This window comes from Candidatus Fukatsuia endosymbiont of Tuberolachnus salignus (genome assembly GCF_964030845.1).
Classification (GTDB): domain Bacteria; phylum Pseudomonadota; class Gammaproteobacteria; order Enterobacterales; family Enterobacteriaceae; genus Fukatsuia; species Fukatsuia symbiotica.
In genome coordinates, this window is sequence record NZ_OZ034983.1 from 1,105,262 (window position 1) to 1,120,032 (window position 14,771).

Here is a 14,771-nt window from a genome sequence, read left to right on the forward strand (position 1 = left end):
AAGTCTAGTTACGGCACTGTCTGTGACGCTATCTGTTGCAGTATCGCCAGTCGATCTTCTTCTCCTCTATCTACAACAACCTTACCGTCAACAATCTGCAAAATGGAAATGCCGCTAAATTTAATTTTTTTATCCTTGGCCTCAGGTAAGTCACCAAACTTCCCCGTATAGGTAGCACTGGCTTGCCAGCGAGCAACCACTTTGTCATCACCTACACACTTATCAACCAGTTCAAAATGACTGCGGGTAAAAACACGATGAAAAGCGAGGATCTTTTCTTTCAACGCTTCTTTGCCGGACAGCTTTCCCGTCAACGGGTAGCAAAGCAACACCTTGTCAATAGCCAATTCGTCAACAATTGAAGCATTTCCTTTCTCCCAAAACTCCTCGAACCATTTCTCCGCGACAGCAATATCTTGTTTATCCATGATATTTTTATACTCACTATTTACACTGAAAACATATTTATACCACGCCAAGGCAAGCATTAATCATAGAATAGATTTGCTCATTATCATGGTTAATGTCGACATATCTCTTGGCGAAAATCCGAGTTTCCTATACAGATTTATCGCCGCTTTATTATGGACGAAAACGGTTAACTCCGCGTGCGAAATCGACGGTCTGCTTTAAACTACCGTTCACACCCAGTTTAACTTGCGAAAATGTGAAAAAAATAAAATCTGTTATGTGGCAAAAATTCTATCATTACGTGGAATTATTGTTTACCTTGCAGTGTTGTTTCTTGCTCTTTAGAATTGTGTGCTTATAAAATCGAAGCTTAGTGCTAAAAACGCTAAAAACGAGTAGGAATCAAGTATGTCCAACGTTGAATTACCACAGGGTACTCATTTCCAACAAGCCGGGAAAAGAGTATTAGAGGTTGAGCGCAACGCGCTGGCACAGCTCGATCAATATATCAACGAAGATTTCTCCCGTGCCTGTGAAAAAATTTTCCAGTGTCGTGGCAAAATTGTCGTGATGGGAGTAGGTAAATCAGGCCACATTGGCAGAAAAATAGCAGCGACTCTCGCTAGCACCGGCACTCCCGCTTTTTTCGTCCATCCCACGGAAGCCGGTCACGGTGATCTTGGCATGGTAGGTTCAGGAGATATTGTTCTAGCCATTTCAAATTCTGGTGAATCCGATGAAATGCTGTCCCTGATCCCAATGCTAAAACGCCAACATATCCCCCTTATTTGTATGAGCAGTAATCCTGACAGCCGCATTGGTAAAGTATCAGATATCCATCTGTGTATTAAAGTAGCAGAAGAAGCTTGCCCGCTGGGACTAGCACCGACTACCAGCACCACCGCTACGCTGGTTATGGGTGATGCACTCGCCGTAGCATTGTTAGAGGCACGTGATTTTACCCGGGAGGATTTTGCGCGTTCTCATCCGGGGGGAACCCTTGGACGAAAACTGCTATTACGTGTCAGTGATATTATGCATACTGGCGATCAAATCCCGTATGTTGACTCCGATGCATTATTGCGTGACGCATTGCTGGAAATTACGCGCAAAAAACTCGGTTTAACCGTTATCTGTAATAATTTGATGACAATTGAAGGAATCTTTACCGATGGTGATTTACGGCGAGTATTTGATATGGATATTAATCTCAATGACGCCAAAATTGCTGACGTTATGACCCGAGGCGGCATACGTGTCGGCGCGAATATACTGGCGGTGGATGCCCTCAACCTCATGCAGGCACGCAGTATCACCGGTTTATTGGTGGCTGAGGGTGATACCTTATTGGGCATAGTGCACATGCATGACATGCTAAAAGCGGGGGTTGTATAGCAACCGGTTCAAGCACCTATTAGAAATCGTCGTGAAGAGACTTTTTGCAAAATTGTTAGCCAACACAATAACTTGGAATAGATTCTAAGGACATAGGTCAATGAATAAATTTATACATACCGACTACGGAGACGTACAACAAGAGATTGTTAAACGTGCTGCCAATATCCGTTTACTGATTTGTGATGTCGATGGTGTACTATCAAATGGTTTATTGTATATGGGGAACCAAGGTGAAGAACTGAAAGCTTTTCATGTCCATGATGGTTATGGTATCCGTTGTTTAAAAAACTGTGGTATTGAAGTTGCTATTATAACCGCGGGCTCTACCCAACTGGTGGAAGATCGAGCAAAAATGTTGAAAATTGCTCACGTTTACCAAGGTCAAGAAGATAAGCGTGTCGCCTATAATGAGCTGTTAACCATACTTGACTGCAAACCTGAAGAAGTCGCTTATATTGGTGATGATTTGATTGACTGGCCTGTAATGAAAGAAGTGGGTTTATCCGTTGCCGTGGCAAATGCGCATCCTAGATTGTTGGCTAACGCACACTATGTCACTCACCTTGCCGGCGGTTATGGAGCAGTACGCGAGCTATGCGATCTCATCTTGTTGGCTAATGAGAAGCTTGAGGGAGCATAAAAATTGTCGATATGAGTAAAATAAGGATCGGGGTAACGCTGCTACTGGCTATTATCGTTTTAGTGCTGATTGGCTACAATTCCGGCATTAATCAGCGGCGAAAACCAAGTGATATTGACAATGATCAACCCACTTATCAAAGTCAGCAGACGGTTACTACTGTGTATCATCCAGATGGTAAACTACATTACAAATTGGTGGCGAAAGATGCACAAAACTATGCTCATGATTATGTCGATGATAATGCTGATAATCACGCTCGTAACGCAACACCAAACGTGACGAGCCAGCCCGTTACCTGGTTTAGCCAGCCAGTAATGACGCTGTTTGATGAAAACGCAGTGGGCAGCTGGATGATAAAAGCTGATCGCGCCAAACTCACCGATGATAAGATACTCTATCTGTACGGTCATGTTGAGGTTAATAGTTTAACGGCGAACTCACAACTGCAAAAAATTGAAACCAATAATGCTCAGATTAACTTAATCAATCAGGACGTTTCCTCCGATGATGAAGTTACCCTGTATGGCATTGGGTTTACTGCCAATGGTATGAAAATGCGCGGAAATTTACGCAGTCAGACCGCAGAACTGATCGAGAAGGTTAAGACCTATTATGAAATCCAAAAATAAGATCCATAACATTTTACTTGCTAGCCTATTTTCAATTTCACTTTTAGCCGTCAACTTGCCGCCCGCCTTGGCATTAACCAACGACAATGAGCAGCCGATTAATATTACATCCGATAAACAATCGTTAGATATACCCAATAATGTTTCAACGTTTACCGATAATGTGATCATCACGCAAGGTTCTATTGAGATCAAAGCCGATAAGGTTGTGGTGACTCACCCTAGTGGAGACCAAAATAAAACGGTGGTTGAAGGTTTTGCTGATCCGGTCACTTTTTATCAAATGCAGGATAACGGTAAAGCGGTAAGCGGTCATGGTCAAAAACTACGTTATGAGCTTGCTAACCAATTGCTGGTGTTAACAGGTAATGCTTATCTAAAACAGTTGGATAGTGATATTAAAGCTGATCGTATTACTTATTTAGTCGATAAACAGCAAATGGAAGCATTTAGTGATAAGGGTAAGCGTGTAACTACCGTATTATTACCCGCTCAGTTACAGGACAAAGGGTCTAAAACACCAGATCTTAAAAAGGGTAAATAACACGTTATGGCAAGCTTGATCGCAAAAAATGTAGCCAAGTCTTATAAAGGCCGTAGCGTCGTTAAAGACGTGAGTTTGACAGTAAACTCAGGTGAAATTGTGGGCCTATTAGGTCCCAATGGGGCCGGTAAGACAACGACTTTTTATATGGTCGTCGGCATGGTGCCTCTCGATGCCGGACATATTCTGATAGATGAAGAAGATATCAGTTTGCTGCCTTTGCACGAACGCGCTCGACGTGGTATCGGTTATTTGCCACAGGAAGCCTCTATTTTTCGCCGTCTGAGCGTTTACTATAATCTAATGGCGGTGTTAGAAATTCGTAAAGACCTGTCGCCACAGCAACGTAAAGAGCAAGCGGAAGCGTTGATGGAAGAGTTCCACATCTCTCATTTACGCGATAGTCTAGGCCAATCGCTATCTGGTGGAGAACGTCGCCGAGTCGAAATCGCCCGGGCGTTGGCAGCTGATCCTAAGTTTATTTTGCTTGATGAACCCTTCGCCGGTGTCGATCCTATTTCGGTTATTGATATCAAAAAAATTATCAAACAATTGCGTGATAGTGGTTTGGGTGTTTTGATTACCGATCACAATGTACGTGAAACACTGGATGTCTGTAAGCGAGCCTATATCGTCAGCCAGGGACATCTTATCGCGCACGGTACACCACAGAAAATTTTAGCGGACGAGCAGGTTAAACGGGTTTATTTAGGCGCTGAATTTCGCCTCTGATTTAAACAACCCTTGACTTATACCGTCTCTAAAGCGAGTAACGAGTCACTTGGGTGCGATATTCATTTGAGGAACATTGATCCAGCATTATGAAGCAAGGTTTGCAACTCCGTCTCGGCCAGCAATTGGCGATGACCCCACAACTCCAACAGGCAATCCGTCTGTTGCAGCTTTCGACGCTTGAACTGCAACAAGAAGTACAACAGATGTTGGAAAGCAATCCTCTGCTAGAGCAAACCGATATTCATCAGGAAATTGACACAAAAGAAATTATCGATTCTATCGATCAGGATACGTGCGAAGCGCTAGAACAAAATGAGATACCCGAAGAATTGCCGCTAGATACAACCTGGGACGAAATTTACACCGCCAACACCCCGTCGAGCATGCGTAATGACTACAGTGATGATGATTTGCCCGTTTATCAAGGGGAAACCACTCAAAGCCTGCAAGATTACCTCATGTGGCAGGTGGCTTTAACCCCTTTTTCAGACACCGATACCGCCATCGCCACCTCTATTGTTGATGCGGTAGACGAAACCGGATACCTTACCGTACCACTGGAGGATGTGCTTGAAAGTACCGGAAATCCCGAACTGACCCTCGATGAAGTGGAAGTCGTGTTAAAAAGGATGCAACATTTTGATCCTATTGGTGTTGCGGCACGTGATTTACGTGAGTGTTTATCCGTACAGCTCTCGCAGTACGCCAAAGACACGCCTTATCTGATCGAAGCGCGTTTAATCGTCAGCAATTATCTCGATTTATTGGGTAATCGCGATTTCCGTACCATGATCCGTTTAAGTCGACTAAAAGAACAGGTACTTAAAGAAGCCATCGCCCTGATCCAATCGTTGGATCCACGTCCAGGGCAGTCGATTAGTAGCGGCACATCTGAGTATGTGATCCCAGATATTATCGTACGTAAAGAGGGTAATAGCTGGGCGGTGGAGTTGAATGCTGATAGTTTGCCACGCTTAAAAATCAATCAGCATTATGCTGCTATGAGTGGCAGTGTACTTAACGATAACGATAATCAGTTTATTCGTAGTAATCTACAAGAGGCAAGATGGTTGATAAAAAGTTTAGAAAGCCGCCATGAAACGTTATTGAAAGTCGCTCGTTGTATTGTCGATCAACAGATTGAATTTTTTGAAAACGGTGAAGAATTCATGAAACCAATGGTGCTGGCTGATATCGCCCATACCGTGGATATGCATGAATCAACGATATCCCGTGTTACCACTCAAAAATTTCTTCACAGCCCTCGAGGTATTTTTGAGTTAAAGTACTTCTTCTCCAGTCACGTGAATACCGAAAGTGGAGGTGAAGCCTCTTCTACGGCAATTCGAGCGTTGGTGAAAAAGTTGGTAGCGGCAGAGGATCCTGCCAAGCCACTCAGTGACAGTAAATTAACCCTGTCGCTATGTGAACAGGGTATTATCGTGGCTCGGCGCACTGTTGCAAAATATAGAGAATCATTATCCATACCCCCGTCAAATCAACGTAAACAATTGATTTAATTTAAATTGAGAAGGAAGACAGTATGCAGCTCAATATAACCGGACATAACATAGAGATTACTGATTCACTGCGCAAGTTTGTCACCACAAAATTTAACAAGCTGGCCAAATTTGAACAATATTCTGACTATATTCAGCAAATATACGTGACCCTAAGCGTAGAAAAAGTGCAACAGATCGCAGAGGCAACGGTACATGTGCATGGTGGGAATCTACGTGCCACCTCAGAGCAGGAAGATATGTATGCAGCAATTGACACACTGATCGATAAACTGACCCGTCAGCTTAGAAAACATAAAGACAAATTAAAAAAACATTAAGAACCTGTTCGAGATCGCCATGAGCGATGCTTACAGTAGTCAATTTCACGACTCTTGGTGGATGCAAGAGTCTGATTAATCCCGTACAGAAGCCACAACATCAGGATGGAACAGCGCTTAAGTGAAAGATGAAATGATCGACGATTATACAATGCAACTGCACTCGGTACTCAATGTCGAATGCACTAAGATCCAAAGCCCCGAAGAGTGTTCAAGCAAAAAACGGGCTTTAGAAATTATCAGTGAGCTGGCCGCCAAACAGCTAGGCCTACAAACGCAGGTTGTCTTTGACGCGCTGTTAACACGTGAACGTTTAGGCAGTACAGGGATTGGTAATGGTATTGCTATCCCACATGGAAAATTAAAAGAAGATACATTACGTGCTGTCGGTGTATTTATTCGCCTTAAGCAGCCCATCGCCTTCGAATCCACTGATAACCAACCCGTTGATCTGTTATTCGCTTTGCTGGTGCCGGCAGATCAATGTAAAATCCACCTACACACGTTATCTTTGGTCGCCAATAAATTAGCCGATAGGGCCGTGTGTCGTGCTTTACGTACGGTTGAAAGTGATGAGGAGCTTTATCAAATCATCACCGAGCCGCCTCAGGAAAAGCCCTGATAATGGGGATATTACCACATGGTACTTGTGATTATCAGTGGCCGTTCCGGTTCAGGAAAGTCTTTCGCCTTACGTGCATTGGAAGACATGGGCTTTTATTGTGTCGATAACTTGCCCGTAGTGCTGCTACCGCAGTTGGCAGAGATACTTGTCGAAAGGAAGAAGCCTGCTGCGGTAAGTATTGACGTGCGTAACATGCCTGAATCGCCCGAGGTATTTAAATCTGTGATGGAACAACTGCCTGCATGTTTTTCCCCACAGTTGCTGTTTTTGGATGCCGATAATAAGACACTGATCCGACGTTACAGCGATACGCGGCGCCAGCATCCGCTATTAGATAGAAATTCATCCTTGGAAATAGAGCACACCCGCTCGCTAGCAGATGAAGATCTATCCCTGGAAAACGCAATTGCTCAAGAGAGTACGCTACTGGAGTCTTTGCGTTCACGAGCTGATCTGGTGATCGACACCTCTGAAATGTCAGTACACGAGCTAGCCAACATACTACGCGCTCGCCTGATCGGCAAACGTGAACGTGAACTTACCATCGTCTTTGAATCCTTTGGTTTTAAACACGGTTTGCCAATCGATGCAGATTATGTTTTCGATGTGCGCTTCTTACCCAATCCGCACTGGGATCCGAAACTACGCCCAATGACCGGTCTGGACAAACCCGTAGTCGCTTTTTTGGCACGTCATGTTGAGATACATAATTTTATTTATCAAACCCGTAGCTATCTGGAGACATGTTTGCCAATGCTAGAAGCCAATAACCGCAGTTATTTGACCATCGCTATTGGTTGCACCGGTGGTAAACATCGTTCAGTCTATATCACTGAACAATTGGCGGATTATTTCCGTTCCCGAGGAAAACATGTTCAATCGCGTCATCGCACTTTGGAAAAACGAAAATAATGACGGTAAAACAAAAAGTCAAAATAAAAAACAAACTAGGGATGCACGCCAGACCTGCAATGAAATTATTCGACCGGGTGCAGAAGTTTAAGTCCAAAGTTATATTGCGGAGTATGCGTAATGATAAATCCTGTATCGAGGCAGAAGCCAATAGTGTGATAGCACTATTAATGTTAGATTCAGCCAAAGACGGTGAAATTGAGATTGAGGTCAGTGGCCCAGATGAAATTGAAGCATTAGAAGCGGTTATTGAACTATTTAATTCTGGCTTTGATGAAGATTAGAGGCTACGTTTTTCCCTCACCCTCTTTAGATTAGGTAGCCGGCACATCGGTTAGCATACAGGAGAATAAAGAATGGCCAATCCGCTGTATCGCAAAAATGTCATTTCAATACAGGATCTGAGCCGTGCAGAGCTGGAATTGATCATCCATACTGCAGGAGAACTGAAGAGTAAACCGCAGCCTGATCTACTGAAACACAACGTCATCGCCAGTTGTTTTTTTGAAGCCTCCACCCGTACCCGTTTATCCTTTGAAACCGCCATCCATCGTTTGGGAGGTTCTGTAGTAGGTTTCTCCAGCAACAATACTTCTTTGGATAAAGGAGAAACACTCGCTGATACCCTACGTATTATTTGTACCTACGTTGATGCGGTTGTGATTCGCCATCCTCAAGAAGGCAGCGCACATTTGGCGATGGAATGTTCTAATGGTATACCCATCATAAATGCAGGTGATGGCTCCAACCAACATCCGACCCAAACCTTGCTAGATTTATTTACTGTTAAAGAAACACAAGCGCGTCTGGATAAGCTGAATATCGCCATCGTGGGGGACTTAAAATACGGTCGTACAGTACATTCTCTCACACAGGCCCTGGCGAAATTCTGTGGCAATCGCCTCTTTTTTGTTGCTCCAGAGACGCTGGCAATGCCTGACCACATTTTGAAAATGTTGGAAGAAAAAGGGATCGCTTATAGCTCACATGCCCACCTTGAAGAAATACTGCCGCAGTTAGATATACTGTATATAACCCGAGTGCAGAGAGAACGCCTAAGCACATCAGAGTATGCCAACGTCGAAACCCCATTTGTGCTGCAAGCATCCGATCTCACTACAGTACGTCATAACCTGAAGGTATTACATCCACTGCCACGCATCGGTGAAATCAGTATTGACGTGGATAAAACCCCTTATGCCTATTACTTTCAACAAGCAGGTAACGGTATTTTTGCCCGGCAAGCGCTACTGGCGTTGATATTAAACACTGAATTAGCACTTTAACAACGAATTTACCCCTTTCCCCATTTTATCGATTAGGAGTCAACATGTCATCACAACGCACCATCAATACCCAACAAGCCCCTGAGGCGATTGGTCCTTATGTCCAAGGCGTTGATCTAGGCAATATCGTCATTACCTCCGGTCAGCTACCGATTAATCCTGACACCGGGATTATTCCAGACAACATAATCGCGCAGACTCGTCAATCGCTCGAAAATGTCAAAGCTATTGTCGAAGAAGCAGGGCTAACCGTTGCTGATATTGTTAAAACAACGGTATTCGTTAAAGACTTGAATGATTTTTCTGCAGTTAATGCCAGTTACGAATCTTTTTTCATCGAGCATCATGCCCCCTTTCCTGCGCGTTCCTGTGTTGAAGTTGCACGCTTGCCTAAAGATGCGAAAATAGAAATTGAAGCCATTGCTGTACGAACGTGACAATCCACTCATTAGACTTCTTACAAAACCTACTCCTTGCCGCAAAACCACGTGCTGCAAATTCAGCGTTACTTGGTGCCCGCAGTCCTCATGTGCTCGCGTGTACCACGCAGTTACTGCGCTCCAGGTACCTTGCTTCGCATAACAAACTACGGTTCTACAAGAAGTCTATTGTGGCTATTCTTCACGCACAATACCAAAATGCCGATAAGCATGATGGGTAGCTATCCTGCCACGAGGAGTACGTTGGATAAAACCTTGCTGAATAAGATAGGGTTCTAGCACGTCTTCGATGGTTTCACGTTCTTCACCGATCGCCGCTGCTAAATTATCCAGCCCTACAGGCCCCCCTGTAAACTTATCAATAATCGCTAACAACAACTTTCGATCCATATAGTCGAAACCTTCTACATCGACATTAAGCATATCTAACGCTTTGGTCGCCACATCACCGTCAATAACACCGTTAGCCTTAACTTCAGCGAAATCACGAACACGGCGCAACAAACGGTTGGTAATACGTGGTGTCCCTCTAGAACGCCGTGCCAACTGATGCGCCCCTTCCAAGCTCAATTCCAATCTTAAACAACAGGCACTACGGGCAACAATGCGTTCCAAATCGGCGACTTGATAAAATTCTAGCCGTTGCACAATACCAAATCGGTCACGCAATGGTGAAGTGAGCGAACCTGCTCGGGTCGTCGCCCCAATTAATGTGAATGGAGGTAAATCCAGTTTGATTGAACGCGCAGCTGGACCTTCACCGATCATAATATCTAACTGATAATCTTCCATTGCCGGATAGAGAATTTCTTCCACCACCGGTGATAAACGATGAATTTCATCAATAAAGAGCACATCATGTGGTTCCAGATTAGTGAGCATGGCAGCTAAATCACCTGCTTTTTCCAATACCGGCCCCGAGGTAGTACGAAGATTGACTCCCATCTCATTAGCGACAATATTGGCTAGTGTAGTTTTACCCAAACCCGGAGGACCAAATATCAACAGATGATCTAAAGCATCGCCGCGTTGTCTTGCTGCCTGAATAAAGATTTCCATTTGCTCTTTGACATGCGATTGCCCAATATACTCAGTCAAAAGTTTAGGGCGGATTGCCCGATCAACAATTTCTTCATCGTTTACCACGCTAGCCGAAATCAAGCGATCTGCTTCGATCATTTTTTACCTTTATTTCTCATGTTACATACAAGATTAGACTTCTTGCAAAGCCGTCGTTCGTTATGTGAAGTCAAGGCACCTGGAGCGCAGCAACCGCTGCGTACACCCGAGTACATGAGGATTGCGAGCACCGCGTAACGCAGAATTTGCAGCACGTAGTAGGTTTTGCAAAAAGTCTATTGAACGACCCTGGATGATACAACCACTAAGTTGGGTAGTACACTTTTTTACCTGGCGGCTCTGAATCACAGTCACCCCGAGCCGAATAATTTTTTTCAAAGCGTCTCCTCGTACAGTATAATGAGCACCTGTAAAACCGGTTGTAAGAACCTGTTCGACACATCTTTTGTGCTTGCCGTGTTTTAGTCAAGTAATTCGTCAAAAACGAGCTCAACATGCTCATTGACTCCCTTTGTTGTATACAAAGAATAAACTGCGCGTTTTCGCCCAACCCAGATTATTGATCTAACCTACGACCCAATAATGGATAAATTTATGGAAGCCTATTTGCAACATTTATTGACACAATCTTTGGCTTTCACCTTACTTATCATCGTATTTGTGACTTTTCTTGAGTCTTTAGCACTGATTGGTCTGTTATTACCGGGTACCGTAATGATGACCAGCATCGGTGTGTTAATCGGCAATGGTCACATAGGATTTTACCCTGCCTGGGTGGCAAGTTGTATTGGTTGCCTACTTGGTGACTGGGCGTCTTATTTACTTGGTCGAGTGTTTAAACAACCTCTGCATCGTTGGTCTTTCCTGAAAAAGCGTCAATCATTATTGGATAAAACAGAACACGCGTTATACCAGCACAGTATGGCGACAATACTACTTGGACGTTTTATTGGGCCAAGCCGTCCGTTGGTACCCATGATTGCCGGAATGTTAGCGCTACCCCCGCTTAAATTTGCTTCACCTAATATCATTGCTTGTCTCACTTGGCCTCCGGTCTACCTTTTTCCTGGAATACTGGCCGGTGTAGCGTTTGAAATCGCCAATAACACTCATAGCCTGATATTTAAATGGCTACTGTTTTCCGTGGTGCTACTAATCTGGTTAGCAGCGTGGCTGGGATGGCGTTGGCGGCGACATGGTAAACATCGGGTTGATCGCCTTAGCGCCTGGCTGCCACGCACCCGTTTACGTTGGCTAACTATCGTGGTAGCATCCGCGGCTGTTGCCAGCTTTGTTTGCTTATATCAGCAACCACTGATGCCAATTTATCGCCACCTTTTGTGGCAGGTGTTAACGAGTTGACATCTGATAAATTATCCATTCGTCACTATCGGAGTTTACTATGCCGACACGCAACGCCCGTTTCGCCCACAACCGCTGTACCGCGCTCCAAGAACAAATTCAACGAGATATTCCCCTTACTGTTACCCAAGCACTGCACGAAGATCTCGGTGGTACAATTGATACTGGGCGGGATCTGACCGCCCAATTGCTCCCTACAAATAAACAGGCTTCTGCTAGCATTATCACCCGCGAAGCCGGCATTTTTTGTGGGCAGCGGTGGCTAAACGAAGTATTCACTCAATTGGATAGCAAGGTTACAGTGGAATGGTTGACCGCTGATGGAGAAGTATTAATAGCCAACCAAACACTTTGCCACTTGCACGGATCTGCTCGTACTCTGCTAACAGGTGAACGCACAGCATTAAATTTTTTGCAAACTCTGTCGGGTGTCGCGACAGAAGTCAGCCGTTATGTCAAAGTATTGACTAAGGTTAAATCCTCCACTCAATTACTAGACACACGGAAAACGATTCCTGGTTTACGTAGCGCACTAAAATACGCCGTACTCTGTGGTGGTGGTAAAAACCATCGACTGGGCTTATCCGATGCTTTTCTGATCAAAGAAAATCACATTATCGCTGCCGATTCAATCCAAGATGCAGTTGATAAAGCCATAATGCTACAACCTGGTGTTCCTATTGAAGTCGAAGTAGAATCTTTGACTCAGCTACGGCAAGCCTTGGCTACCAAAGCCGATATTATTATGCTAGATAACTTTAAAATCGAGGATATCTGTGAAGCGGTTTCTATAAAGAAAACACTCAATAAATCCACCCCGTTAGAAGTCTCTGGCAACATAACGTTAGCCAATCTGCCAAACTATGCTCAAACTGGTATTGACTATATCTCTGTCGGTGCATTAACTAAACACATTCATGCATTAGACCTCTCTATGCGTTTTCACTCAACATCCCACCCATCCTAAAACCCCCCCATCATAGAATAGATTTCTTGCAAAACCACGGCGAGTGCTCGAAGTCAAAGATACCAGTTTAGTGGACAAGCTTTAAACTCATCACGTCATTCAGGTTTAGCGCGTCTCGGTCCGGCCTGTCTTTGTCATCTCTTCCAGCTGCCTGCGCAACCTTTCAGCATTCACCTTGTCCTTTGGTGAACGTTTAATTTTTACACCAGAAATAACGACAACCTTTCACTCAAATACCTCAGGTATTGCCTGCTCCAGGGTTGCATGGCCCTTTCTGAGCGTTTCACCCTACTCCAATCATAGGCCGTGCAAACAGTTAATCTGCGCGGTGCGAAATTTCACCAACTGGCGACGCATTTTATGCAATGCTAGTATCGACTGCTGACTTTCTAATTTCACCGTGACTTCTTTACCCGGTTGTTGCCCCGCCATCTATACCCAAGTGAAATCAAGATGCAGGATTTAGCGCCTGGAAATTATCGTTTAAGCGAGATACCAGAGAACTTGCCATTTGTGGTAGCTTCACTTCAAAGAAGTTTAAGATATCGTTCTTAAAACTCTGTTTAGATGGGTAATATCTATTGTTTCGTGTTTGCTCATTCATCACCTTCCACAATCGCTCTATCGGGTTTAGATTCGGGCTATACGGCGGAAGGTAATGAAGCTGGATATTCAACGTAAGCGCGGCGTCTTGCACAAGCTGTGAACGGTGATAGCCTGCACCCTCGAGGATCACATGTGCCGTTGTCGTGATGGGATAATGCGCGCGAATGGCAGACAGGAAGTGAACCACATTTTCGCTGTTAATCGTCTCATCATCACGGATTATGGGGTTAGCCACATTCTGGATGTTCAAGGCTCCCATGATATTCAACCGCGTTCTGCTCCCGGTGGTCTCTATCGTTTTATCCTGGCCTTTTCGTATCCAGCCGTAGCTTATTTTGGTGGCTTGTGTCGGATGAACGGCATCAATAAACAGTATGGGGTCATTACCCGCGGCGTCTTTCAATTCGCTGTAGGTCTTTATAAATTGCTGCTGTTTCTCAACGGCAAATTTATGCGGAACACCTTTCGGCTTTTTATAGCTAAAGCCATGCTGCTTCAACCCTTTATACAGACCTGATACGGTAAAGGTGATGTTCCAGCGTCCAGCGATATACGCCACAATTTGGTGATTGTGGTGGTAGAGCGGCTGGGTGAGATGTTCAACCAGCGACGTGGTCTGTTCCGCATTGAGATAGCCATCGGAGCCGCCATTTTCAGGCTTGAGCTTGTTGAGTTTATGATAGTCTGTAAGGTGGCGCCGCACCGTGGTTTCATTAATGAGCTGTGAGTGAGCAATCATAAGGGGAGTCCAGCCGTCTGCGGACAACAAAACACACCGGATCCTGTCACAGACACGGCGGTCATGGCTTTGACGATGTTGGGCTTCGAGGGTAATTTTCTGGTCAGCAGTCAGCTCTATTTTCATGGCTATGAGCATGATCCTTATCGACTTCAAAATCAAGCATCTTCATTGATCACGGGTATAGATAGCCCGTGCATCCATGACATCGTTTTTGTTACCGATGACAAAGGCTTTAACAAATTCGCCCGGCATGAATTTGACTTTATGCCCCAGTTTACCGAGTTCACGTGCCCAGTGGTGAGCGCCTCCGCACGCTTCCATGCCAATCAGGCAGGGCTCCGATTGGCAAAGTACTCGAGAAACGCATCCCGACTGATGGGTTTGTCAATCACTTCGTCGGTATGAATATCAACCCAGTGCAACTGCATCACATATTTTGCAATATCAACACTTATCGGTGTAAATTTCATGGGGTGAACCTTTTCGTTTGCCGGAAGCGTTAACGCTTCCATTTGTGGGCACTATGGTGCCGTAGGCCAGTAAGGGTTCAC

General features: G+C 44.6%; 17 protein-coding genes and 2 pseudogenes. 14 read left to right on the plus strand and 5 right to left on the minus strand.

Annotated features, from left to right (window positions below; translation table 11 throughout):
- Positions 1-8 precede the first annotated feature (8 nt).
- Positions 9-428, minus strand: coding sequence for an ester cyclase (locus AAHH42_RS05355; RefSeq protein ID WP_162860066.1), 420 nt, complete (start codon positions 426-428; stop codon positions 9-11).
- A gap of 391 nt (positions 429-819) precedes the next feature.
- On the opposite strand from AAHH42_RS05355, the gene kdsD reads away from it, so the two are divergent.
- The 12 genes from kdsD (at position 820) to AAHH42_RS05415 (ending at position 9,460) form a co-directional block, all read left to right on the plus strand.
- Positions 820-1,806, plus strand: coding sequence for an arabinose-5-phosphate isomerase KdsD (kdsD, locus tag AAHH42_RS05360; RefSeq protein WP_072550740.1), 987 nt, complete (start codon positions 820-822; stop codon positions 1,804-1,806).
- A 100-nt stretch (positions 1,807-1,906) separates the two neighbouring features.
- Complete coding sequence (kdsC, locus tag AAHH42_RS05365; protein WP_342221821.1) at positions 1,907-2,449, plus strand: 3-deoxy-manno-octulosonate-8-phosphatase KdsC; 543 nt, start codon at positions 1,907-1,909, stop codon at positions 2,447-2,449.
- Positions 2,450-2,460: 11 nt separating this feature from the next.
- On the plus strand, positions 2,461-3,081 hold the full coding sequence (gene lptC / locus AAHH42_RS05370; RefSeq protein ID WP_072550742.1) for an LPS export ABC transporter periplasmic protein LptC: 621 nt from the start codon (positions 2,461-2,463) through the stop codon (positions 3,079-3,081).
- Positions 3,065-3,625, plus strand: coding sequence for a lipopolysaccharide ABC transporter substrate-binding protein LptA (lptA, locus tag AAHH42_RS05375; RefSeq protein WP_072550743.1), 561 nt, complete (start codon positions 3,065-3,067; stop codon positions 3,623-3,625). Before lptC ends, lptA begins: the two co-directional genes overlap by 17 nt.
- Before the next feature lie 6 nt (positions 3,626-3,631).
- Positions 3,632-4,357, plus strand: a complete 726-nt coding sequence (lptB, locus tag AAHH42_RS05380; protein WP_072550744.1) for an LPS export ABC transporter ATP-binding protein — start codon at positions 3,632-3,634, stop codon at positions 4,355-4,357.
- An 89-nt stretch (positions 4,358-4,446) separates the two neighbouring features.
- Positions 4,447-5,880: an RNA polymerase factor sigma-54 gene (rpoN, locus tag AAHH42_RS05385; protein WP_342221823.1), complete on the plus strand. Its 1,434-nt coding sequence runs from the start codon at positions 4,447-4,449 to the stop codon at positions 5,878-5,880.
- A 23-nt stretch (positions 5,881-5,903) separates the two neighbouring features.
- Positions 5,904-6,200 carry a ribosome hibernation promoting factor gene (gene hpf, locus AAHH42_RS05390; protein WP_072550746.1) on the plus strand — a complete coding sequence of 99 codons (297 nt, stop codon included), beginning with the start codon at positions 5,904-5,906 and terminating at the stop codon, positions 6,198-6,200.
- A 133-nt stretch (positions 6,201-6,333) separates the two neighbouring features.
- A complete protein-coding gene (gene ptsN, locus AAHH42_RS05395) occupies positions 6,334-6,822 on the plus strand; it encodes a PTS IIA-like nitrogen regulatory protein PtsN (RefSeq protein ID WP_072550755.1) in 489 nt (162 codons plus the stop codon).
- Positions 6,823-6,840: 18 nt separating this feature from the next.
- On the plus strand, positions 6,841-7,737 hold the full coding sequence (gene rapZ, locus AAHH42_RS05400) for an RNase adapter RapZ (protein WP_072550747.1): 897 nt from the start codon (positions 6,841-6,843) through the stop codon (positions 7,735-7,737).
- Positions 7,737-8,021, plus strand: coding sequence for a PTS phosphocarrier protein NPr (gene npr / locus AAHH42_RS05405; protein WP_072550748.1), 285 nt, complete (start codon positions 7,737-7,739; stop codon positions 8,019-8,021). The genes rapZ and npr overlap by 1 nt, the downstream gene beginning before the upstream one ends.
- Positions 8,022-8,093: 72 nt before the next feature.
- Positions 8,094-9,023 carry an aspartate carbamoyltransferase gene (gene pyrB / locus AAHH42_RS05410; RefSeq protein ID WP_342221825.1) on the plus strand — a complete coding sequence of 310 codons (930 nt, stop codon included), beginning with the start codon at positions 8,094-8,096 and terminating at the stop codon, positions 9,021-9,023.
- A gap of 44 nt (positions 9,024-9,067) precedes the next feature.
- The gene (locus AAHH42_RS05415) at positions 9,068-9,460 is read left to right on the plus strand and encodes a RidA family protein (protein ID WP_342221826.1); all 393 of its coding nucleotides are present in this window, start codon (positions 9,068-9,070) and stop codon (positions 9,458-9,460) included.
- 177 nt (positions 9,461-9,637) lie between these two features.
- Here AAHH42_RS05415 and ruvB read toward each other — a convergent pair whose 3' ends face one another.
- Entirely contained in the window at positions 9,638-10,642 is a 1,005-nt protein-coding gene (gene ruvB, locus AAHH42_RS05420; protein WP_072550751.1) for a Holliday junction branch migration DNA helicase RuvB, read from the minus strand.
- Positions 10,643-11,137: 495 nt separating this feature from the next.
- On the opposite strand from ruvB, the gene AAHH42_RS05425 reads away from it, so the two are divergent.
- Together AAHH42_RS05425 and nadC are read left to right on the plus strand one after the other, a co-directional pair.
- Positions 11,138-11,905 (plus strand): DedA family protein, encoded by a 768-nt coding sequence (locus tag AAHH42_RS05425; protein WP_072550752.1) that lies wholly within the window; start codon positions 11,138-11,140, stop codon positions 11,903-11,905.
- Positions 11,906-11,945: 40 nt separating this feature from the next.
- Entirely contained in the window at positions 11,946-12,872 is a 927-nt protein-coding gene (gene nadC, locus AAHH42_RS05430) for a carboxylating nicotinate-nucleotide diphosphorylase (RefSeq protein ID WP_072550753.1), read from the plus strand.
- 300 nt (positions 12,873-13,172) lie between these two features.
- On the opposite strand, the pseudogene AAHH42_RS05435 reads toward nadC, so the two are convergent.
- The 3 genes and pseudogenes from AAHH42_RS05435 to AAHH42_RS05445 all read right to left on the minus strand — a co-directional run.
- A pseudogene (locus AAHH42_RS05435) lies at positions 13,173-13,304 on the minus strand (IS110 family transposase); the annotation flags it as partial.
- 16 nt (positions 13,305-13,320) lie between these two features.
- Entirely contained in the window at positions 13,321-14,343 is a 1,023-nt protein-coding gene (locus AAHH42_RS05440; RefSeq protein WP_342222020.1) for an IS630 family transposase, read from the minus strand.
- 57 nt (positions 14,344-14,400) lie between these two features.
- A pseudogene (locus AAHH42_RS05445) lies at positions 14,401-14,690 on the minus strand (IS110 family transposase); the annotation flags it as partial.
- Between the last annotated feature and the right edge of the window lie 81 nt (positions 14,691-14,771).

What these genes read in the sequence shown, in the direction of transcription:
- AAHH42_RS05355 (WP_162860066.1), bottom strand. Translation starts at nt 428, where the DNA reads ATGGATAAACAAGATATTGCTGTCGCGGAGAAATGGTTCGAGGAGTTT.
- kdsD (WP_072550740.1), top strand. Translation starts at nt 820, where the DNA reads ATGTCCAACGTTGAATTACCACAGGGTACTCATTTCCAACAAGCCGGG.
- kdsC (WP_342221821.1), top strand. Translation starts at nt 1,907, where the DNA reads ATGAATAAATTTATACATACCGACTACGGAGACGTACAACAAGAGATT.
- lptC (WP_072550742.1), top strand. Translation starts at nt 2,461, where the DNA reads ATGAGTAAAATAAGGATCGGGGTAACGCTGCTACTGGCTATTATCGTT.
- lptA (WP_072550743.1), top strand. Translation starts at nt 3,065, where the DNA reads ATGAAATCCAAAAATAAGATCCATAACATTTTACTTGCTAGCCTATTT.
- lptB (WP_072550744.1), top strand. Translation starts at nt 3,632, where the DNA reads ATGGCAAGCTTGATCGCAAAAAATGTAGCCAAGTCTTATAAAGGCCGT.
- rpoN (WP_342221823.1), top strand. Translation starts at nt 4,447, where the DNA reads ATGAAGCAAGGTTTGCAACTCCGTCTCGGCCAGCAATTGGCGATGACC.
- hpf (WP_072550746.1), top strand. Translation starts at nt 5,904, where the DNA reads ATGCAGCTCAATATAACCGGACATAACATAGAGATTACTGATTCACTG.
- ptsN (WP_072550755.1), top strand. Translation starts at nt 6,334, where the DNA reads ATGATCGACGATTATACAATGCAACTGCACTCGGTACTCAATGTCGAA.
- rapZ (WP_072550747.1), top strand. Translation starts at nt 6,841, where the DNA reads ATGGTACTTGTGATTATCAGTGGCCGTTCCGGTTCAGGAAAGTCTTTC.
- npr (WP_072550748.1), top strand. Translation starts at nt 7,737, where the DNA reads ATGACGGTAAAACAAAAAGTCAAAATAAAAAACAAACTAGGGATGCAC.
- pyrB (WP_342221825.1), top strand. Translation starts at nt 8,094, where the DNA reads ATGGCCAATCCGCTGTATCGCAAAAATGTCATTTCAATACAGGATCTG.
- AAHH42_RS05415 (WP_342221826.1), top strand. Translation starts at nt 9,068, where the DNA reads ATGTCATCACAACGCACCATCAATACCCAACAAGCCCCTGAGGCGATT.
- ruvB (WP_072550751.1), bottom strand. Translation starts at nt 10,642, where the DNA reads ATGATCGAAGCAGATCGCTTGATTTCGGCTAGCGTGGTAAACGATGAA.
- AAHH42_RS05425 (WP_072550752.1), top strand. Translation starts at nt 11,138, where the DNA reads ATGGAAGCCTATTTGCAACATTTATTGACACAATCTTTGGCTTTCACC.
- nadC (WP_072550753.1), top strand. Translation starts at nt 11,946, where the DNA reads ATGCCGACACGCAACGCCCGTTTCGCCCACAACCGCTGTACCGCGCTC.
- AAHH42_RS05440 (WP_342222020.1), bottom strand. Translation starts at nt 14,343, where the DNA reads ATGAAAATAGAGCTGACTGCTGACCAGAAAATTACCCTCGAAGCCCAA.